Annotated in this window: 17 protein-coding genes; 8 read left to right on the forward strand and 9 right to left on the reverse strand. The window is 31.3% G+C overall.

Annotated elements, in window-relative coordinates; genetic code table 11:
* The first annotated feature begins 32 nt into the window (after nt 1–32).
* Both ACH5TW_RS14515 and ACH5TW_RS14520 read left to right on the forward strand, forming a co-directional pair.
* Complete coding sequence (locus tag ACH5TW_RS14515; protein ID WP_439337227.1) at nt 33–1,511, forward strand: alpha-L-fucosidase; 1,479 nt, start codon at nt 33–35, stop codon at nt 1,509–1,511.
* Between the two features lie 12 nt (nt 1,512–1,523).
* Entirely contained in the window at nt 1,524–3,476 is a 1,953-nt protein-coding gene (locus ACH5TW_RS14520; RefSeq protein WP_439337228.1) for a sialate O-acetylesterase, read from the forward strand.
* 25 nt (nt 3,477–3,501) lie between these two features.
* Here the strand turns inward: ACH5TW_RS14520 and ACH5TW_RS14525 are convergent, their stop codons facing one another.
* Nucleotides 3,502–4,590: a substrate-binding domain-containing protein gene (locus ACH5TW_RS14525; protein ID WP_439337229.1), complete on the reverse strand. Its 1,089-nt coding sequence runs from the start codon at nt 4,588–4,590 to the stop codon at nt 3,502–3,504.
* Nucleotides 4,591–4,750: 160 nt separating this feature from the next.
* On the opposite strand from ACH5TW_RS14525, the gene ACH5TW_RS14530 reads away from it, so the two are divergent.
* Both ACH5TW_RS14530 and uxuA read left to right on the forward strand, forming a co-directional pair.
* Nucleotides 4,751–5,578, forward strand: coding sequence for an SDR family oxidoreductase (locus ACH5TW_RS14530; protein ID WP_439337230.1), 828 nt, complete (start codon nt 4,751–4,753; stop codon nt 5,576–5,578).
* Nucleotides 5,579–5,608: 30 nt separating this feature from the next.
* Nucleotides 5,609–6,787, forward strand: coding sequence for a mannonate dehydratase (gene uxuA / locus ACH5TW_RS14535; RefSeq protein ID WP_439337518.1), 1,179 nt, complete (start codon nt 5,609–5,611; stop codon nt 6,785–6,787).
* Between the two features lie 52 nt (nt 6,788–6,839).
* Here the strand turns inward: uxuA and ACH5TW_RS14540 are convergent, their stop codons facing one another.
* From ACH5TW_RS14540 to ACH5TW_RS14560, 5 genes are all read right to left on the reverse strand, one after another.
* Nucleotides 6,840–7,679 carry a GIN domain-containing protein gene (locus ACH5TW_RS14540; RefSeq protein ID WP_439337231.1) on the reverse strand — a complete coding sequence of 280 codons (840 nt, stop codon included), beginning with the start codon at nt 7,677–7,679 and terminating at the stop codon, nt 6,840–6,842.
* Between the two features lie 166 nt (nt 7,680–7,845).
* Nucleotides 7,846–8,574 (reverse strand): head GIN domain-containing protein, encoded by a 729-nt coding sequence (locus ACH5TW_RS14545; RefSeq protein ID WP_439337232.1) that lies wholly within the window; start codon nt 8,572–8,574, stop codon nt 7,846–7,848.
* A 106-nt stretch (nt 8,575–8,680) separates the two neighbouring features.
* Nucleotides 8,681–10,507, reverse strand: coding sequence for a PspC domain-containing protein (locus ACH5TW_RS14550; RefSeq protein ID WP_439337233.1), 1,827 nt, complete (start codon nt 10,505–10,507; stop codon nt 8,681–8,683).
* Complete coding sequence (locus ACH5TW_RS14555; protein WP_439337234.1) at nt 10,504–10,845, reverse strand: PadR family transcriptional regulator; 342 nt, start codon at nt 10,843–10,845, stop codon at nt 10,504–10,506. Before ACH5TW_RS14555 ends, ACH5TW_RS14550 begins: the two co-directional genes overlap by 4 nt.
* 209 nt (nt 10,846–11,054) lie before the next feature.
* The gene (locus ACH5TW_RS14560; protein WP_439337235.1) at nt 11,055–11,501 is read right to left on the reverse strand and encodes a DUF4870 domain-containing protein; all 447 of its coding nucleotides are present in this window, start codon (nt 11,499–11,501) and stop codon (nt 11,055–11,057) included.
* A gap of 142 nt (nt 11,502–11,643) precedes the next feature.
* On the opposite strand from ACH5TW_RS14560, the gene ACH5TW_RS14565 reads away from it, so the two are divergent.
* The 3 genes from ACH5TW_RS14565 (at nt 11,644) to ACH5TW_RS14575 (ending at nt 13,398) form a co-directional block, all read left to right on the forward strand.
* Nucleotides 11,644–12,105 carry a DUF4442 domain-containing protein gene (locus ACH5TW_RS14565; protein WP_439337236.1) on the forward strand — a complete coding sequence of 154 codons (462 nt, stop codon included), beginning with the start codon at nt 11,644–11,646 and terminating at the stop codon, nt 12,103–12,105.
* A 173-nt stretch (nt 12,106–12,278) separates the two neighbouring features.
* A complete protein-coding gene (locus ACH5TW_RS14570; protein WP_439337237.1) occupies nt 12,279–13,079 on the forward strand; it encodes a TIGR00266 family protein in 801 nt (266 codons plus the stop codon).
* Nucleotides 13,080–13,200: 121 nt separating this feature from the next.
* On the forward strand, nt 13,201–13,398 hold the full coding sequence (locus ACH5TW_RS14575; RefSeq protein ID WP_439337238.1) for a hypothetical protein: 198 nt from the start codon (nt 13,201–13,203) through the stop codon (nt 13,396–13,398).
* Nucleotides 13,399–13,433: 35 nt separating this feature from the next.
* Here the strand turns inward: ACH5TW_RS14575 and ACH5TW_RS14580 are convergent, their stop codons facing one another.
* Nucleotides 13,434–14,375, reverse strand: a complete 942-nt coding sequence (locus ACH5TW_RS14580) for a LysR substrate-binding domain-containing protein (RefSeq protein WP_439337239.1) — start codon at nt 14,373–14,375, stop codon at nt 13,434–13,436.
* Nucleotides 14,376–14,480: 105 nt separating this feature from the next.
* Between ACH5TW_RS14580 and ACH5TW_RS14585 the strand changes: the two genes are divergently transcribed.
* Nucleotides 14,481–14,960, forward strand: a complete 480-nt coding sequence (locus ACH5TW_RS14585) for a Dps family protein (protein WP_439337240.1) — start codon at nt 14,481–14,483, stop codon at nt 14,958–14,960.
* A 55-nt stretch (nt 14,961–15,015) separates the two neighbouring features.
* Here ACH5TW_RS14585 and ACH5TW_RS14590 read toward each other — a convergent pair whose 3' ends face one another.
* Both ACH5TW_RS14590 and ACH5TW_RS14595 read right to left on the reverse strand, forming a co-directional pair.
* On the reverse strand, nt 15,016–16,347 hold the full coding sequence (locus tag ACH5TW_RS14590) for a DUF58 domain-containing protein (RefSeq protein WP_439337241.1): 1,332 nt from the start codon (nt 16,345–16,347) through the stop codon (nt 15,016–15,018).
* Nucleotides 16,348–16,382: 35 nt separating this feature from the next.
* Nucleotides 16,383–16,742 (reverse strand): DUF805 domain-containing protein, encoded by a 360-nt coding sequence (locus tag ACH5TW_RS14595; protein WP_439337242.1) that lies wholly within the window; start codon nt 16,740–16,742, stop codon nt 16,383–16,385.
* Between the last annotated feature and the right edge of the window lie 32 nt (nt 16,743–16,774).

Here is a 16,774-nt window from a genome sequence, read left to right on the forward strand (position 1 = left end):
CTAACATGAGAAAATCGGTTTATATTTTATGCATGGCTTTAATCATACTAAGCTGTGCAAAAAACAAAAAGGAGCTACAAGAGCCTATAAAACCTAAATATGAGGCTAATTGGGAATCTTTAGGGAAATACGATGAAGCTGCCGAATGGTTTAAAGATGCTAAATTCGGGATTTATGCCCACTGGGGCGTGATGTCCGTACCAGCCTTTGCAAACGATTGGTATGCAAGAAATATGCATATAGAAGGCTCAGATGAATTTAAACATCATGTAGAAACTTATGGTGAGCATTCAAAATTTGGATATCACGATTATGTTCCTATGTTTAAAGCTGAAAAATTTGATGCCAATGCCTGGGCAGATCTTTTTGAGAAATCGGGTGCTAAGTTTGCGGGTTTGGTTGCTCAACATCACGATGGTTGGTCTAACTGGGGTAGTAAAATTAACCCATGGAATGCCCTTGATATGGGGCCAAAACGAGATGTTTATGGCGAACTAAGTGAAGCTATTAAGAAAAAAAACATGAAGTTTGTAGCGTCGTTTCATATGGCTCGAAATCTTCAAGTATACAAAGAACAACCAGAAAAATGGTTGAATGATACATCCTATTTTCCATATAATCCTAAACTGGCAACGTCTTCTGAAGATCCACTTTTATCCAAAATGTATGGTAATATTTCAAAGGAGAAATTCAATAACGATTGGATAGGTCAACTAAAGGAAGTGATTGATAATTACAGTCCAGATTTAATTTATTTCGATAGTCAGACTCAAAAAATACCTGAGTCTTATAAACAAGAATTTGCTGCGTATTATTTTAATAATGCTGATGAAGAAAATAAGCAAGTAGTATTTACACATAAAGAAGGAGAATTTCCAAAAATGGTAAGTTTAGAAGATTTTGAAAAAGGCCGCATGAATAAAATCACTAAGGATTTTTGGTTAACAGACGAAACCGTATCTGTTGGTAGTTGGAGTTACACGAATACTTTAGTCTTGAAAAAAACGAAAGAGATTATTCATGTTTTAGCTGATGTAGTAAGTAAGAATGGTGCGTTAATGCTTAATGTGTCTCCTATGGCAAATGGTATGATTCCTCAAAATCAGCAAGATATTTTATTAGAAATTGGAGATTGGTTAAAAACTAATGGAGAAGCTATTTATGGTTCTAGACCATGGAAGGTTTTTGGAGAAGGCCCTACCAAACAAGAAAAGTCGGGTATGTTTTTAGATAAGATTACTTATACACCTGATGACATTCGCTATACCAGAAATGGAAACACAATTTATGCTATAGTTTTAGGTTGGTCAGGTAATAATAAACCTTTAACTTTAACAGCTTTTACAAATGCTGTTTTAGGAAATTATATCCCAAAAATTAAAACTGTTTCTATATTAGGTTATAAAAATGAAGTTCCTTTTTTAATAGATGTTAAAGGATTACACTTGAAAACACCTAATCAAGAAATTAGCGATAAAGCTTTTGTAATTAAAATTGAAACAAAATCATAAAAATTACAACACATGAAGCTTTTATTTTCTCTATTTTTTTTTGTATTTACTATATTCTCATATGCTAATGTAGAATTACCATTATTGTTTTCTGATGGTATGGTTTTACAACGAAATAAACCAATTCCAGTTTGGGGTTGGGCAAGTGCTAACGAGAAAATAGTTATTCATTTTAATAATCAAATTGTAAAAACAAAGGCTAATAAATCAGGTAAATGGAAAGCGAATTTAAAGCCTGAAATAGCTGGTGGTCCTTACGTTTTATCTATTAAAGGTGAAAATGCTATTACAATAAACGATGTTTTAGTTGGAGAGGTTTGGATTTGTAGTGGACAGTCTAATATGCAATTTACTGTTAATCGAGCTAAGAATTTTAAAGAAGAATTAAAGGACGCAAATTACCCTATGATTCGTCACTTTTTAGTTGAAAAAGGTATGGGGTCTATACCTAAATCAAAGTTAAAATCAGGAAATTGGGAAATCTGCGATAAAACTACAGTAGGTGGTTTTTCGGCTGTTGGATACTTTTTTGCTAAAAAGATATATAGCGAACTTAAAATTCCTGTGGGTCTTATTCATTCTTCATGGGGTGGGACTCATGTTGAAACTTGGACAAGTAGAGACGCTTTTGAAGGAAGTGATGAATTTAAAAGTATGATTGCTAAAATGCCTAATATTGATATTGAATCGCTTTTAGAAGAACAAATGCAATTGATAACTGATAAAGTTGAAAAAGTTCAAGGTTCGAAAGTGTCATTTGAAAACGAATCGACTTATAAAAATGTTGGTTATAGTGATGCTAATTGGCCAGAAATACATGCGCCAGAGTATTGGGAAAGTCAGCAGTTTCCTAATTTAGATGGTACCGTATGGATGCGTAAAACCATTACTATTTCTAAAGAGGATGCAAACAAAGAAGGATATCTTGAATTGGCGAAAATTGACGATCAAGATTCAACGTACGTAAATGGAACTTTTGTTGGAACCACCAGAAGATATGATGAAAAAAGAGCTTATAATGTTCCTGCAAATGTTTTAAAGGCAGGGAAAAATGTTATTGCTATTAGAATTTTTGATTATGCAGGAGGCGGAGGTATTTGGGGAGACGCTTCCGACTTAAAACTAACAACTCAAAACGAAGTACTATCTTTAGTTGGTAATTGGAAAATTAAAGTGGTTGATATAAGAAGTCAAGTATCTCCAAATAGTTATCCATCATTACTTTATAATGCTATGATAAGTCCATTAATTCCTTATGCTTTTCAAGGGGTGTTGTGGTATCAAGGTGAAGCCAATGTTTATAGATCAGAACAGTATAAAAAAGCATTCCCTTTGATGATTAAAGATTGGAGAACAAAATGGAATCAAGGAGATTTTCCTTTCTACTTTGTGCAATTATCTAGTTATGACGAATTTGGTGGTAATGATAGTAATACAGGTAGTAAATGGGCTGAACTTAGGGAAGCACAATCCTATACGTTACAAACAGTTTCTAACACAGGAATGGCTGTAACGACTGATATTGGTAACGCCAAAGATATTCATCCAATAAACAAACAAGATGTTGGTAAAAGGCTTGCTGCAGTTGCTTTAAATAAAGTTTATGCTAAAGATGTGGTTTTTAGCGGACCAACTTTCAAGTCTATGGAGGTAAAAGAAAATAAAATTATAGCAACTTTTGATAATTTAGGCAGCGGTTTAATGACTCCTGATAAATATGGTTATATAAAAGGCTTTGAAATTGCTGGAGCCGATAAAGTGTTTCATTTTGCCAAGGCTTATATAAAGGATAATAAGGTTGTTATTTATAATAAAAATGTGTCAAACCCAGTGACTATTCGTTATGGTTGGGCAGATGATGCAGGCGATTGTAATTTATATAATAAAGAACATTTCCCCGCTTCACCTTTTAGAACAGATACATGGGAAACGCTTACTAAAGATGTAAAGTACTCATTAAATTAAAAGCTTGTTTTCAATTTAAATAAAATTAATCAATGTTATTAATGTTTTCATTTTCAAACATAAATTCACTTCTTTCATTATAGACAACATTTTCTTTTGTAAGAATGTCAATGGGAAGGTATATTTTATTATTTGGTATGGTCTTTTTATTTAAATAGTTAACCATAAGTCGAATAGATTCATAGCCTTGGTCGAAAGGCTTTTGAGATATTAAAAATGAAACGGTATCATTTTTAAGACAAGCAATATTTTGTGGTGTATTGTCAAATCCAATCAGTTTAAGTTTTTTTAATGATTCTTTTCCTATATAATCAACAAAAACATGTATTCTACTTGAAGGAATGAAAATACCTCTAATACCTTCATGTAGTTTTAAAAACGAATGTATTTTTTCTTTAGTTTCAATAGTATTATTCAGGTTGTCTATGGTTAATATGGATGTTTCTTCTTTTATATTGTTTTTAGAAAAGTAATTGTTAAAACCTTCAATTCTTCTAGAAATAGCATTGTTTTTAGTTGTTTTATATCTGGATTGAATGATTAAAAAATTAGACTGTCCAGGTAAACTTAAATGCATTAATTTACCAGCAATATAACCTGCTGTATAAGAATCTTGACCAATAAAAGCGTCGTTTTTAAATCCTTCTATGTCAATGTTCAAAAACATATATGGGATTTTAAGTTTTTCTAATTTGTTTACAATTTGTTTTGTTTCTTTTATAAAAATCGGCACTAATAAAACTGCTGTCGGTTTTGTTTTTATTAAGGTTTTAAAAGTGTACAAATAGGAGCTTGCATCATATTGGTTGAATCTAAAACAATTGACTTGAGTTCCTACATTTTTAACATCCTCGCTTGCTTTCAAAATTCCTAGATAAGGAGATTTCCAAAATAAATCGGAGTCATTATAATCTGGAATTAATGCAGAGATTTTATAATTGTTTTTTAATGCAAGTGCACTAGCTACTGGATTTACACTAAAGTTTCTTTTTTTTATAATCTCTTGGATTTTTGCTTCCGTTTTTTTTGAAACACCACCACGATTATGCAAAACTCTGTCTACTGTACCTTCTGATACATTTGCTTCTTTAGCGATGTCTTTTATTGTAATCATATTATATTTTTAATCGAAAATAAAACCTGTATTAAATAATAAATATGGAGCAAGTTAGTAATAATATTTAAATTTTCGTGTGCGCACACTATTTTTTAATATATTTGCTATATATACACATGTAAAATAAGTTTTCAACTAATAAAAAGTAATAGTAATAATGAGTAAAGTAATCGTTTTAACAGGTGCAGGAGGTGTTTTATGTAGCACTTTAGCAAAGGCACTAGCAAAAGAAGGACATAAAATTGCGGTTTTAGATTTACGAAAAGAAGCTGCCGATACCATAGCTAGTGAAATTACAGCTGGTGGAGGAGCTGCAATTGGAGTAGAAGCCAATGTATTAGAAAAAGCATCATTAGAAGCTGCAAAAAAAGTGGTGAATGATACATTAGGTGCTTGCGATATATTAATTAATGGTGCAGGAGGGAATCATCCTTTAGGAACCACTTCAAACCCACATTTGTTAGAAGAAGATCTTGCAAATACTGCCGATGGTTTTAAAACTTTTTTTGATTTAGATCCTAAAGGAATTGAATTTGTATTTAACTTAAATTTTATTGGAACTTTATTGCCAACACAAATTTTTGCTAAAGATATGGTAGGTAAAAAAGGATGTAGTGTTTTAAATATTTCATCAATGAATGCTTTTACACCTTTAACTAAAATACCTGCATATAGTGGTGCAAAGGCAGCAGTTTCTAATTTCACACAGTGGTTAGCGGTACATTTTTCTAAAGTTGGAATTCGTGTAAATGCTTTAGCTCCAGGTTTTTTCTTGACAGATCAAAATAGAACACTTTTAACAACTGAAACAGGTGAATTAACACCTAGAGGTAATACTATAATAGAACAAACTCCTATGGGGAAATTTGGTGAGCCAGAAGACTTAGTTGGAACTACTTTATGGTTATGTGGTGAAGGATCATCATTTGTAACAGGTGTTGTTATTCCTATTGATGGTGGATTTAGTGCTTTTAGTGGGGTTTAAATGGAAAAAAAGAATCAAAAAAACATGAAAATGGAACAAACATGGCGTTGGTACGGACCAAATGATCCCGTATCATTATTAGATATAAAACAAGCAGGAGCAACAGGAATTGTTTCGGCGTTACATCATATTTCAAACGGAGAGGTTTGGACAATTGAAGAAATTAATAAGCGCAAAGCGGTTATTGAAGCAGCAGGACTTATTTGGAGTGTTGTTGAAAGTATTCCGGTACATGAAAATATAAAAACACGTTCAGGAAATTTTGAAACCTATATTGAAAACTATAAGTTGAGCATCCTAAACTTAGCGAGTTGTGGCATCAATGTAGTTTGTTATAATTTTATGCCTGTACTTGATTGGACACGTACCGATTTAGGTTTTAAAGTTGAAGATGGGTCTAAAGCTCTAAGATTTGATGTGATTGCTTTTGCTGCTTTCGAGTTGTTTTTATTAAAACGTCCGGGTGCTGAAAACAGTTATTCTGAAGCACAACAAAAGCAAGCTAAAGCATATATTGATGCTATTAGCGAAGAAGAAAAAACAATACTAGTAAAGAATATAATTGCTGGATTACCAGGTGCTGAAGAAGGTTATACTTTAGAACAGTTTCAAACTATCTTAGATACTTATAAAGATATTACAGCAGATGTTTTAAGAGACAATTTAGTGTCCTTTTTACAAGAGATAATCCCTATTGCGGCAGATAATGAGGTGTTAATGTGTATTCATCCTGATGATCCACCATATCCTATTTTAGGCTTGCCAAGAGTGGTAAGTACAGAAGCAGATTATGCTTATTTATTTGAAAAAGTACCATCTATTTCTAACGGAATCACATTTTGTACTGGGTCGTTAGGTGTGAGAGCTGATAATGATTTGGTGCAAATTTTTAAACATTTTGCAGATCGTGTTCATTTTTTACATTTAAGAAGTACACAACGTGACGAAGCAGGTAATTTCTATGAAGCCAATCATTTAGAAGGAGATGTAGATATGTACAGCATTGTTAAAGAAGTTTTAGTAGAGCAAAAAAGAAGGGTAGAAGCAGGAAGAAAAGATATTACTATTCCTATGCGTCCAGATCATGGTCATCAAATGTTAGATGATTTACATAAAAAAACAAACCCAGGCTATTCAGGCATTGGAAGATTACGTGGATTAGCAGAGTTAAGAGGTTTAGAATACGGAATTTCTAAAAGCTTAGCATAACTAATTAATATTATTGGATACAAAAAAGTCGCATTTTTAAATGCGACTTTTTTTATTTTTCTTTTTTCTGAATTTTAGAATTTTCAGTTAATCTATTTACAATAATTTTCGGATTGTTATATAAGTAAACAGCACTAGACCCTGAAGCTTCTAAAGTAATTGCATCTGTAATTTCTAAAATAGCATCGCTATCCATTTCGCAAATAAGATTACAGTTTTTTGTTGTGAAGTTCTTGCCTGTAAACTTAGAAGTATTATCTGTTCTTAGTAATAAATCATCACAATCACCTTCAATTGTAGCCTGTGCTCTTTGGTATAAATCGGTTTTTACAATAGGAGAATTAATTAAGGCTTCTAATTTACTATTACTATTTAAAACAACTTTCGTACTATCGGCAGTTACATTAAGTCTAGTTTTAGATTTATCTAAGCCTTCAAAATTAAAATTATCAGTTTTAATGGTTAATTCAGCTTTAGAACTTCCTGATGTTATTAAGTTTACGTTTGCTAAATTTATATTTGATATGCTGTAGATTTCAGCATCTTCACGGGTTTCAATAGTTGAAAGATAATCATCATAAAATACTTTAATATGCAGTTTCTTTTTTGAAGTAATTCGTCTTGTTTTGTTAAAAGAAAGAATACTGTCTCGAACTTCAAAAACTATAAATTCATGAAGGTTTTCATCAGCTTCAATTTCGACAGAAGGTTCGTTATTATAAATTAGATCAATTTCAAAATCTTCATCAACAATTATAGTGTGAAAAGAATTAATGTAAGATTGCTCTATAGTTAGGTTTCTATTGCCTTTTACCTTTTCAATATTTTGTGCATTATTAAAAAAACAAAAACTTATAGAAAACAGGAATGTTAGGAACTGTTTGTTTTTCATGATTCTACAGATTGATTATATACTTTATTAGACACGTTTAATTGTAAAATGTCACAATGTAGCTTCTTTGTATATTATATGAGATATTTGTGTATAAATTAAACCATCCTAAACTTAAAATTTCGTTTAGGATGGTTTATACAATTGATTGATTATAAGGTTGGTTTTATTTCTTTTTAATACTGCCAGAAGTACTATTGTTTTTATCAACTTTTTCAGGGTTTCCGTAATATTTTATATCACCTCCGCTAGTAGCTTTGGCTATTAATTCTTTTAAGGTATTTACTGTAATATCGGCACCACTAGTTGCTTTTACTTGGCTAGATTTGGCAACTAAGTTTTCTGCTTTAATATCGCTACCACTGGTAGCTTCAGCAATTAATCTTTCTGTTTTTCCAGATAATCTTAAATCACTTCCACTGGTAGATTTACAGTTTAAAATCGAGGTGTTTACCTCTAAAGTCATATCACTTCCGCTGGTAGTTTTAAGTTCTAATTCTTCTACATCTATGGTGTTTGTTGAATACACATCGCTACCACTGGTAGAAATAATACTAGAAATATCTTTAAAGTTTACAATAATTTTTTTTGCAGTGGCTCTACCAATATTTTCTTTAGTGTGAATTTTTAAAACACCATCTTTAACCTCAGTAATAATAAGCTCGTGTAAATTTTCATCGGCTTCAACTTTAATACTTTCATTATTACTTTGAGTTAAGTAAACATCTAAACCTTCAGTTGCTTTTATGGTAGAAAAAGCACCATCTATAGCGCGTTCTTCAGTTTGTACATTACCATTTCCTCGTACTCCAGAGTTCGTATGAATATCGAAATTACAAGAGAAAAGTGTTAAACTTAATATAGTGGCTACTATAATTTTAATTAGTGTTGTCATGATTGTTCGTTTTTTGATTGATGGTTTTTGTTGGTTCAAATATCTTTTAAATAAGTGTTGATTAATAACTTAAATATCTGAATTGTTGTTTTTTAGTGATGAGTTGTTAATTCTCTGATTTTATTTTTATGCCGTTAGAATCTATATTTACTTCAACTTCTTCGGTAGAGGCTTTAACACCATCTTCATTTATTTTTAAAATATTCTCGTCTGTATTAATTTCTATACCATTTTCATTAATTTTTACTTCAGGGGTATTTACTTCAATTACAAAATCTTCTTCTTCTTCAACAGGGCAGTCTAAGCATTCAATAGTATTATCAAGAATTCTTAAGTTATGGTTTGCATATTTTTTTGAAACAATATTACCATTACGAGTTCTATGGTTTAAGAACGATTTAGTATTATCGTTAAATTTTACAATCATATTTTCTGGCAGATATAAAATAATATCTACTTCTTGATCGCTAAATTTATTTTCAGGACTTGTTGTTAAATAAGAATTTAAAAGCAGTGTGCCGTTTTGTAATTCAAAGTTATAATCTATATTTTTCCCACGCTCAATAGCTTTATCATAATTTCTGCCATCAGCACTTTTTATTATAGAAATAGTTACGACTGAATCTGTAGTAGACCTAACAATAATATCTATATCAGATGAATAAAGCGTTTTTTCTCCATTCTCATCATTTGCTAATTTAAAGCTGTTACCGCGTCTGTAGAAATTAGAGTTATATTTATCATTACTCTGCATTTTAATATTCAATGTATCATTTGAGGTTATTTGTAACTCCGTTTTTTCTACTACTTTTTCGTTAAAAGCATGCTCACTAGCTTCTCTAATACCAATAATAGTTAGTCCAATAATAGACATAAGCCATAAACCTAGTAAGGTGAATTTAGCAATGTTTCCAATAGATTTTAAATTATTTATAAGAATCTTTAAACCTAAGTAGAATAAGAAAAAGAAAGGAATACCAATAGTGAAAAATGTTAATAAGGATACTAGCCATACTGGTGTGTTGCCAGCATTCACAATATTTACGAGGTCTAATCCTGGAATGTGAACAATATCAGCCACGCCTAACGAAAATAGACCAATGATTAATCCAATAAGTGCAGCAGCACCTACAATTATTAAAATGACACCAATAAACTTTGCGAACACTTTAAAGAAAAACATAATAATATCTGCAATGGTATCAAAAAATGTTCTTGAAGATGATTTTATATTCTTTCCTTGTTTAGAGAAATCAATATTCTTAGCCGAATCTGAAACGTTTTTTGCAGCACCCGATACAGATTCAGATACATTTTTTGCAACATCGCTTACCGTTTCAGTAACGGTTTCAAATCCGTCTTTAATTTTTTTTTCAATGTTACTAATGTTAACAGGATCTCCCGTCATCATTATTTTTTCGGCAGTTGTTTTAGCTTCAGGAACTAAAATCCAAAGTAAAATATAAAGCAATACACCAGTACCAGCACCAAAAATTAAAAGTATCCATGCTAAGCGAATCCATATAGAGTCAATGCCAAAGTAATGTGCTAAACCAGCCGATACACCTCCAATATAAGAGTTGTCGGTATCTCTATATAGCTTTCTTGAAGGCGACGTCGATGTTTTTCTTTTGTAAGTTTCCTGTGGCTCATCTTCAAAAATCTCATCATCAACCAAATAATCTTCTGGTTGTCCCATAATAGAAATTACTTCGTCTACTTCTTTAATTCCAATAACTTGTTTGTCGTTTTTTACACGCTCATTAAAAAGTTCAGAAATACGCGCTTCAATATCTGCTATAATTTCAGATCTCCCTTGAGAGTCTGTAAATGAACGTTTTATAGCCTCAAGATAGCGTTGTAGTTTTAAGTACGCATCTTCATCTATATGAAAAAATATACCTGCTAAATTTATGTTGACTGTTTTATTCATTTCTTTGTTGTTTTTTGGCTTGTTACTATGGTTACTGCGTTGTGTAATTCGCTCCAAGTGGTGTTTAATTCTGCTAAAAATAGTTTGCCCGTTTCGGTTAAACCGTAATATTTTCTTGGTGGTCCAGAGGTCGATTCTTCCCATCTATAATTAAGAAGTCCTGCGTTTTTAAGTCTTGTAAGTAGCGGGTAAATAGTACCTTCTACTACAAGTAACTTGGCATCTTTTAAGGTGTTTAAAATTTCTGCAACATAAGCATCATCGTCTTTCAAGACCGAGAGTATGCAGAATTCTAAAACCCCTTTTCGCATTTGCGCTTTTGTGTTTTCTATCTTCATGTTCGTAAGCGATTTAATATTGTGAAACTGTTCATTTTTTGATTGATTTAATTATTGATGAAATTTTTGTTTTTTATGCCTTTTTGGGCGTTACCCTATCGGGTCGGGCTTTACGTTACAAGTCCTCGCTCGTACCTCGCTGTGGGCTTTTCTCTGCAATCCCTAACGCGCTCCCATTTGCTATTTATGTTTTCTTTAAAAGTCATAGCTTACTTTAAAAAGTTAATGGTAAACGGATACTTATAATACGCACCATCTCTAGCTTTTAAACTTGCTAGTACAATAAAAACAAGTTCTAATATAAAGCCTATAACAGCTAAAGCTCCTAAACCACCACCTATATAAAGTAATGGAGACGGTTTGCCAACATTAATATGAAAATCATGAAAGCCATTAAAATCTATAAAATCCAAACCACTAAATATTTTAAAAATAAAAAACGGAATAGTAAGTGTTCCTATAATAATAGCGTACAATAAAACACTCATTTGAAAATTGATGGCTTGCTTACCATGGTTATCTATAAACTCCGATTTTTCTTTATTGGCAGTCCATAAAATTATAGGACCAATAAAATTTCCAAACGGAATAATAAACCTACTAAAGGTCGATAAATGAATAAATGTGGCGATGTTTTTTTGATGATTATCTAACATGATTTTAAAGTATATAATAATATCCTATGCAAATATATGTCTAAAAACAGGTACTTTGTTTCGCATAGTACTAAAAATTAACAAAATTTTAACATTATTTAGTCTGAACTATTTTCAATATTTTTATAAAAATATATCTAACATGAAGATGACACCCAGTAAAATCAATACATTCAATATCATTAAGTTACCTGCCGCATATTTTACAGGTGTTCGAGTAAAATCTATAGATAATGAGACTTGTGTAGTAACCGTTAAGCACAGATGGATAAATCAAAATCCATTCAAATCTATGTTTTGGGCTGTACAAGGAATGGCTGCCGAACTTACAACAGGCGCTTTAATGATAGCTAAAATTCAAGAATCTGGGAAACCAATTTCTATGTTAGTTACTTCAAATAAATCGGTGTTCACTAAAAAGGCAACCGGAAGAATAACATTTACCTGCAAAGACGGGAACTTAATAAATGACGCATTAAAAAAAACAATTGAGACAGGCGAGGGGGAAACCATCTGTATGGAATCTGTAGGCGTTAATGAAGAAGGTGTTGTTGTTTCTACTTTTAGTTTCGAGTGGAGTGTTAAACTTAGAAGTAAACAGTAGGCAGTATTCAGTAATTAGAAAAATGAGATACATTTATACTTTGCGTCTTTGCTCAAAAATCATTTTATTAATTCATTAAAGTTTTTAAAACTTTGTAACAAAACTATAAGTAAGTCAACTAATAAACGAATAAAGATGCTGAAATAAATTCAGCACAAGAAAAACATTAGAAAATGACATCACACGAAATAGACTATAGAATTTACGGCGAAGAAATGCAGTATGTAGAAATAGAACTCGACCTGCAAGAAGGCGTTGTAGCCGAGGCAGGAAGTTTTATGATGATGGACGATGGCATTAAAATGGAAACCATTTTTGGTGATGGTTCTCAAAAAGATTCTGGTTTTTTAGGAAAGATATTAGGAGCAGGAAAACGAATTCTAACAGGTGAGAGCTTGTTTATGACTGCTTTTTATAATGATTTAGTTGGTAAACGAAATGTATCTTTTGCTTCACCATATCCTGGAAAAATTATTCCTATTAATTTAGCGCAATTTAGAGGAAAGTTTATCTGCCAAAAAGATGCTTTTCTTTGTGCAGCAAAGGGGGTAAGTGTTGGTATCGAGTTTTCTAAAAAACTAGGACGCGGACTTTTTGGAGGCGAAGGCTTTATTATGCAAAAACTAGAAGGAGATGGTATGGCATTTGTTCATGCAGGCGGTACCATGGCAAAAAAAGAATTACAGGCAGGAGAAACCTTAAGAGTTGATACGGGTTGTATTGTTGGTTTCGACCAAACCGTAGATTATGATATTGAATTTATAGGCGGTATAAAAAACACCGTATTTGGAGGTGAAGGTCTATTTTTCGCCAAACTTCAAGGTCCAGGTACTGTTTATATACAATCGTTACAATTTAGCAGATTAGCTGGTAGAGTATTAGCTTCTGCTCCAAGAAGCGGCGGAAGCAGTAAAGGAGAGGGAAGTGTTTTAGGCGGTTTAGGCGATTTGTTAGATGGCGATAATCGATTTTAACTGTTAAAGTTTATTTAAAATCTATAATTAATCTAATTTTTCACTAAATTTAGATGTTAATTAAAGATAACGCCTATACAAAAAATCTACTTTTAATTTAAACCAAAACCTAGTAAGTAATATGGCAAGAGCAATGCTTGAGTATACAAAAACTGTACTTAATAAAGTTAGTTTTGATGCTACGTTGTTTTGCAAAGAAGTACAAAAGGCAGTAGAACGTTTACTACCTTATGAGATTGAAGAGCTTAAAATTTTTATTCATTCTATTGTACAGCAAAACCCAGAATTAAACCAATGTTTAATTTATTTGAAATCATAAAAAAAGCGACCAAGAGGTCGCTTTTTATTTTTAATCTATTTTTTGGGTAGCGGACTAATAATTTTTACATTCTGAAAAGCAATGGCTCCTCTTACAATACCTGCAATAACATCTTGTAACGCTTCTACAATTTGCATTTTTAATTCACTTTTATGATAAAGAATACTAACTTCTCTTGCAGGAGAAGGTTCATTAAAATAATGTAAGTTCTCTTTTTCTTTATCGTTTATTTCTAATGTATGTAAATAAGGAAGCAGTGTCATACCCAAGCCTTCATTTGAAAGTTTTATAAGTGTTTCAATACTACCACTTTCTAGTTGAAATTTGTCGTCTTCATGATTTTTGAATGCCTTACATAAGTTAATAACACCATCTCTAAAGCAGTGTCCATCTTCAAGAAGAAGCATATCACTAATATCTAAGTCTGATACATCAATTTTTTGGTTGGTGTGAAGTCTATGTCCTTTAGGAATATAACTAACAAAAGGTTCAAAGAAAAGCACACGTTCTTTAATGTTTTCATCTTCTAAAGGTGTTGCAGCTATAGCAGCATCTAAATGCCCATCTTTAATTCTGGTAATTATTTCTTCGGTTGTTAACTCTTCAATTTTAAGTTTTACCTTAGGATGTTTTTTTATAAAAGCCTTTAAAAACATAGGAAGTAACGTAGGCATAATTGTAGGGATAATGCCTAGTTTAAATTCACCTCCAATAAATCCTTTTTGCTGATCTACAATGTCTTGTATTCTATAAGATTCATTTACAATGTTTCTTGCCTGAGTTACAATTTTTTTACCAACATCAGTCAATTCTATAGGTTTCTTACTTCTGTCAAAAATAAGAATGCTTAATTCGTCTTCTAATTTTTGAATTTGCATACTTAATGTTGGTTGTGTAACAAAACATTTTTCGGCAGCTTTAGTGAAATTTTGATTTTCAGCAACAGCTAAAACATAATATAGTTGTGTAATTGTCATGAGTTATCAATTTAGACTATAAAAATATAAAAACTATCAATAAAATTTATAGTTTAAACTGTTAATTATAAATTAATTTTGTTTTAGATAAAAAAAGAGATCATTATGACATTAAATAGTATAGGGTTAGATACCTTAAAAACCAAAGAAATAGCTGGAGATTTGAATAATTTACTGGCTAATTTTCAAATATATTATCAAAACTTAAGAGGGATACATTGGAACATTAAAGGCAAGCGTTTTTTTGATCTACATGTAAAATTTGAAGAGTTATATACCGATGCGAATATGAAAGTAGATTTAATAGCAGAGCGTATTTTAACTTTGGGAGAAACACCTTTACATACGTTTGAAGATTATACAGCAAATGCGCAAGTGCCTATTGGAAAAAATATTTCACAAGATGAAAAAGCAATTAGTTTAATTGTTGATTCTTTAACAGCATTATTAAAAATTGAGCGTATTATTTTAGAAAAATCGGGAGATGCTAATGATGAAGGAACCAATTCTATGATGGGCGATTTTATTGTTGAGCAAGAAAAAACGGTTTGGATGATGAAAGCATGGTTAAGTGAAACTGTGTAGTTTTAGAGTTTATTAATAGCAGTTAAGACCTTGAATTAATTTTTAAGGTCTTTTTTTACAATAAACCTCTAGCCTTAATTTCTAGATATTTATTAATGGTATCTATCGTAAGGTTTTCAGGAGTAGTTAGAATAGAATAGATGCCATATTTTTTAAGTTCGTTAACTATTAGGCGTTTTTCAAAATCAAATTTTTCGGCAATCACTTTGTCGTAAACTTGTTGTACAGTTTCAGCTTTATTTTTAATTAGTATATCTAATTCTGTGTTTTTAAAGAATATAACAACTAATAAATGACTTTTTGAAATGGCTTTTAAATAGGGGAGTTGCCTGTTTAACCCGTCTAATGTTTCAAAATTAGTGTACATTAAAATAAGACTTCTGTGTGTGATATGCCTTTTTATACTGGCATATAATCGGCTAAAATCACTTTCAAAAAAATCGGTTTTCACATTATATAGTGATTCTAGAATCAATTGCATTTGCGAGCTTCTTCTTTCGGCTACAACAATATTATCAATACGTTTAGAAAAAGAAAACATGCCTGCTTTATCGTGCTTTTTAAGTACAATATTACTTATTACTAATGCGGCATTTATAGCGTAATCTAAAAGGCTTAATCCATCAAAAGGCATTTTCATAATACGCCCTTTATCTATAATAGAATAAACAGGTTGCGATTTTTCATCTTGAAACTGGTTGACCATTAATTGGTTGCGCTTTGCCGTAGCTTTCCAGTTTATGGTACGTAAGTCGTCGCCTAAAACATAATCTTTTATTTGCTCAAATTCCATAGAGTGCCCTAAACGGCGTACTTTTTTAAGTCCGTACTCTAAGGAGTTCTGATTAATATTTAAAAGTTCAAACTTTTTTAACTGTTTAAAACTTGGATATGTTGGCACCATAGCGCCATGGTTAAACGTAAAGCGTTTAGCAACTAAATTTAAAATAGAACAGGCGTAAATATTTAAGTTTCCAAAGTGATATTCACCACGTTCGCTAGGTTTTAAATCGTATTTAATAGACCGTGTTTTACGAGGTGCAATAGATTCTTTAATTTTAAAGTCACGAATTTGAAATTGCTCGGGTACCTCATCAATAACTTCTAGATGAATTAAAATAGGGAAGTTGTTTCTAATGTTTAATTTTATTTGATTTTTATCGCCATTAGAAAATTTATCAGGTAAAATTCTAGAGGCCTCAATTTTATTTTTTCCTATGAATATCATTAGAAAATCTAAAACAAAAAGTAGAATTAAAACTAAAATAGAAAGTTGTGCAACATTAAATAATATAGGAATGAAATAACTTAAAGCAAACAAAACCACAATGCCAATACCAGCATAGAAAAAACGAGGTTGTATGTAGAATGGTTTAAAGAATTTCATTGCTGCTTTTTATGTGTTGATTTGTTCTTAATTGTTTAACCTTCAATAGCTTTTCCTATGTCATCAATTTCACTACCATTACCAATACCTTTAGGATTGTCTCCATATTCATTAGGTCCTACTTCACTATTAGCTAAAAGCATCCAAAGCGCATAAAAAGGAATGATTTGATACCAACCACTATTTCCTCTGTCATGGCAGCGTTTTGCTCCTTGAGCCCATAAAAACCATAACATTGGTATTAAAAGGATTAATATAATAACAATTTCAAAGCCGTTTTCTATTGATTCTGCTATGCCATTAATTATTGAAGTAAATATTGCGTATATTAAATAACTTAGTCCGTATTCGGTTCTTCTAATTCTTCCTTTAAATGAAAATGGGTTTTTAAACATGTTTTTTTTATTTGTTAAAATAATATATATAA

The organism is Thalassobellus sediminis (genome assembly GCF_044386045.1).
Lineage (GTDB): Bacteria > Bacteroidota > Bacteroidia > Flavobacteriales > Flavobacteriaceae > Thalassobellus > Thalassobellus sediminis.

Coding starts and splice junctions, on each gene's coding strand:
- ACH5TW_RS14540 (WP_439337231.1), bottom strand. CDS start 7,679: ATGAAAAACAAACAGTTCCTAACATTCCTGTTTTCTATAAGTTTTTGT.
- ACH5TW_RS14570 (WP_439337237.1), top strand. CDS start 12,279: ATGACATCACACGAAATAGACTATAGAATTTACGGCGAAGAAATGCAG.
- ACH5TW_RS14595 (WP_439337242.1), bottom strand. CDS start 16,742: ATGTTTAAAAACCCATTTTCATTTAAAGGAAGAATTAGAAGAACCGAA.
- uxuA (WP_439337518.1), top strand. CDS start 5,609: ATGGAACAAACATGGCGTTGGTACGGACCAAATGATCCCGTATCATTA.
- ACH5TW_RS14575 (WP_439337238.1), top strand. CDS start 13,201: ATGGCAAGAGCAATGCTTGAGTATACAAAAACTGTACTTAATAAAGTT.
- ACH5TW_RS14550 (WP_439337233.1), bottom strand. CDS start 10,507: ATGAATAAAACAGTCAACATAAATTTAGCAGGTATATTTTTTCATATA.
- ACH5TW_RS14520 (WP_439337228.1), top strand. CDS start 1,524: ATGAAGCTTTTATTTTCTCTATTTTTTTTTGTATTTACTATATTCTCA.
- ACH5TW_RS14525 (WP_439337229.1), bottom strand. CDS start 4,590: ATGATTACAATAAAAGACATCGCTAAAGAAGCAAATGTATCAGAAGGT.
- ACH5TW_RS14545 (WP_439337232.1), bottom strand. CDS start 8,574: ATGACAACACTAATTAAAATTATAGTAGCCACTATATTAAGTTTAACA.
- ACH5TW_RS14590 (WP_439337241.1), bottom strand. CDS start 16,347: ATGAAATTCTTTAAACCATTCTACATACAACCTCGTTTTTTCTATGCT.
- ACH5TW_RS14555 (WP_439337234.1), bottom strand. CDS start 10,845: ATGAAGATAGAAAACACAAAAGCGCAAATGCGAAAAGGGGTTTTAGAA.
- ACH5TW_RS14565 (WP_439337236.1), top strand. CDS start 11,644: ATGAAGATGACACCCAGTAAAATCAATACATTCAATATCATTAAGTTA.
- ACH5TW_RS14585 (WP_439337240.1), top strand. CDS start 14,481: ATGACATTAAATAGTATAGGGTTAGATACCTTAAAAACCAAAGAAATA.
- ACH5TW_RS14560 (WP_439337235.1), bottom strand. CDS start 11,501: ATGTTAGATAATCATCAAAAAAACATCGCCACATTTATTCATTTATCG.
- ACH5TW_RS14580 (WP_439337239.1), bottom strand. CDS start 14,375: ATGACAATTACACAACTATATTATGTTTTAGCTGTTGCTGAAAATCAA.
- ACH5TW_RS14530 (WP_439337230.1), top strand. CDS start 4,751: ATGAGTAAAGTAATCGTTTTAACAGGTGCAGGAGGTGTTTTATGTAGC.
- ACH5TW_RS14515 (WP_439337227.1), top strand. CDS start 33: ATGGCTTTAATCATACTAAGCTGTGCAAAAAACAAAAAGGAGCTACAA.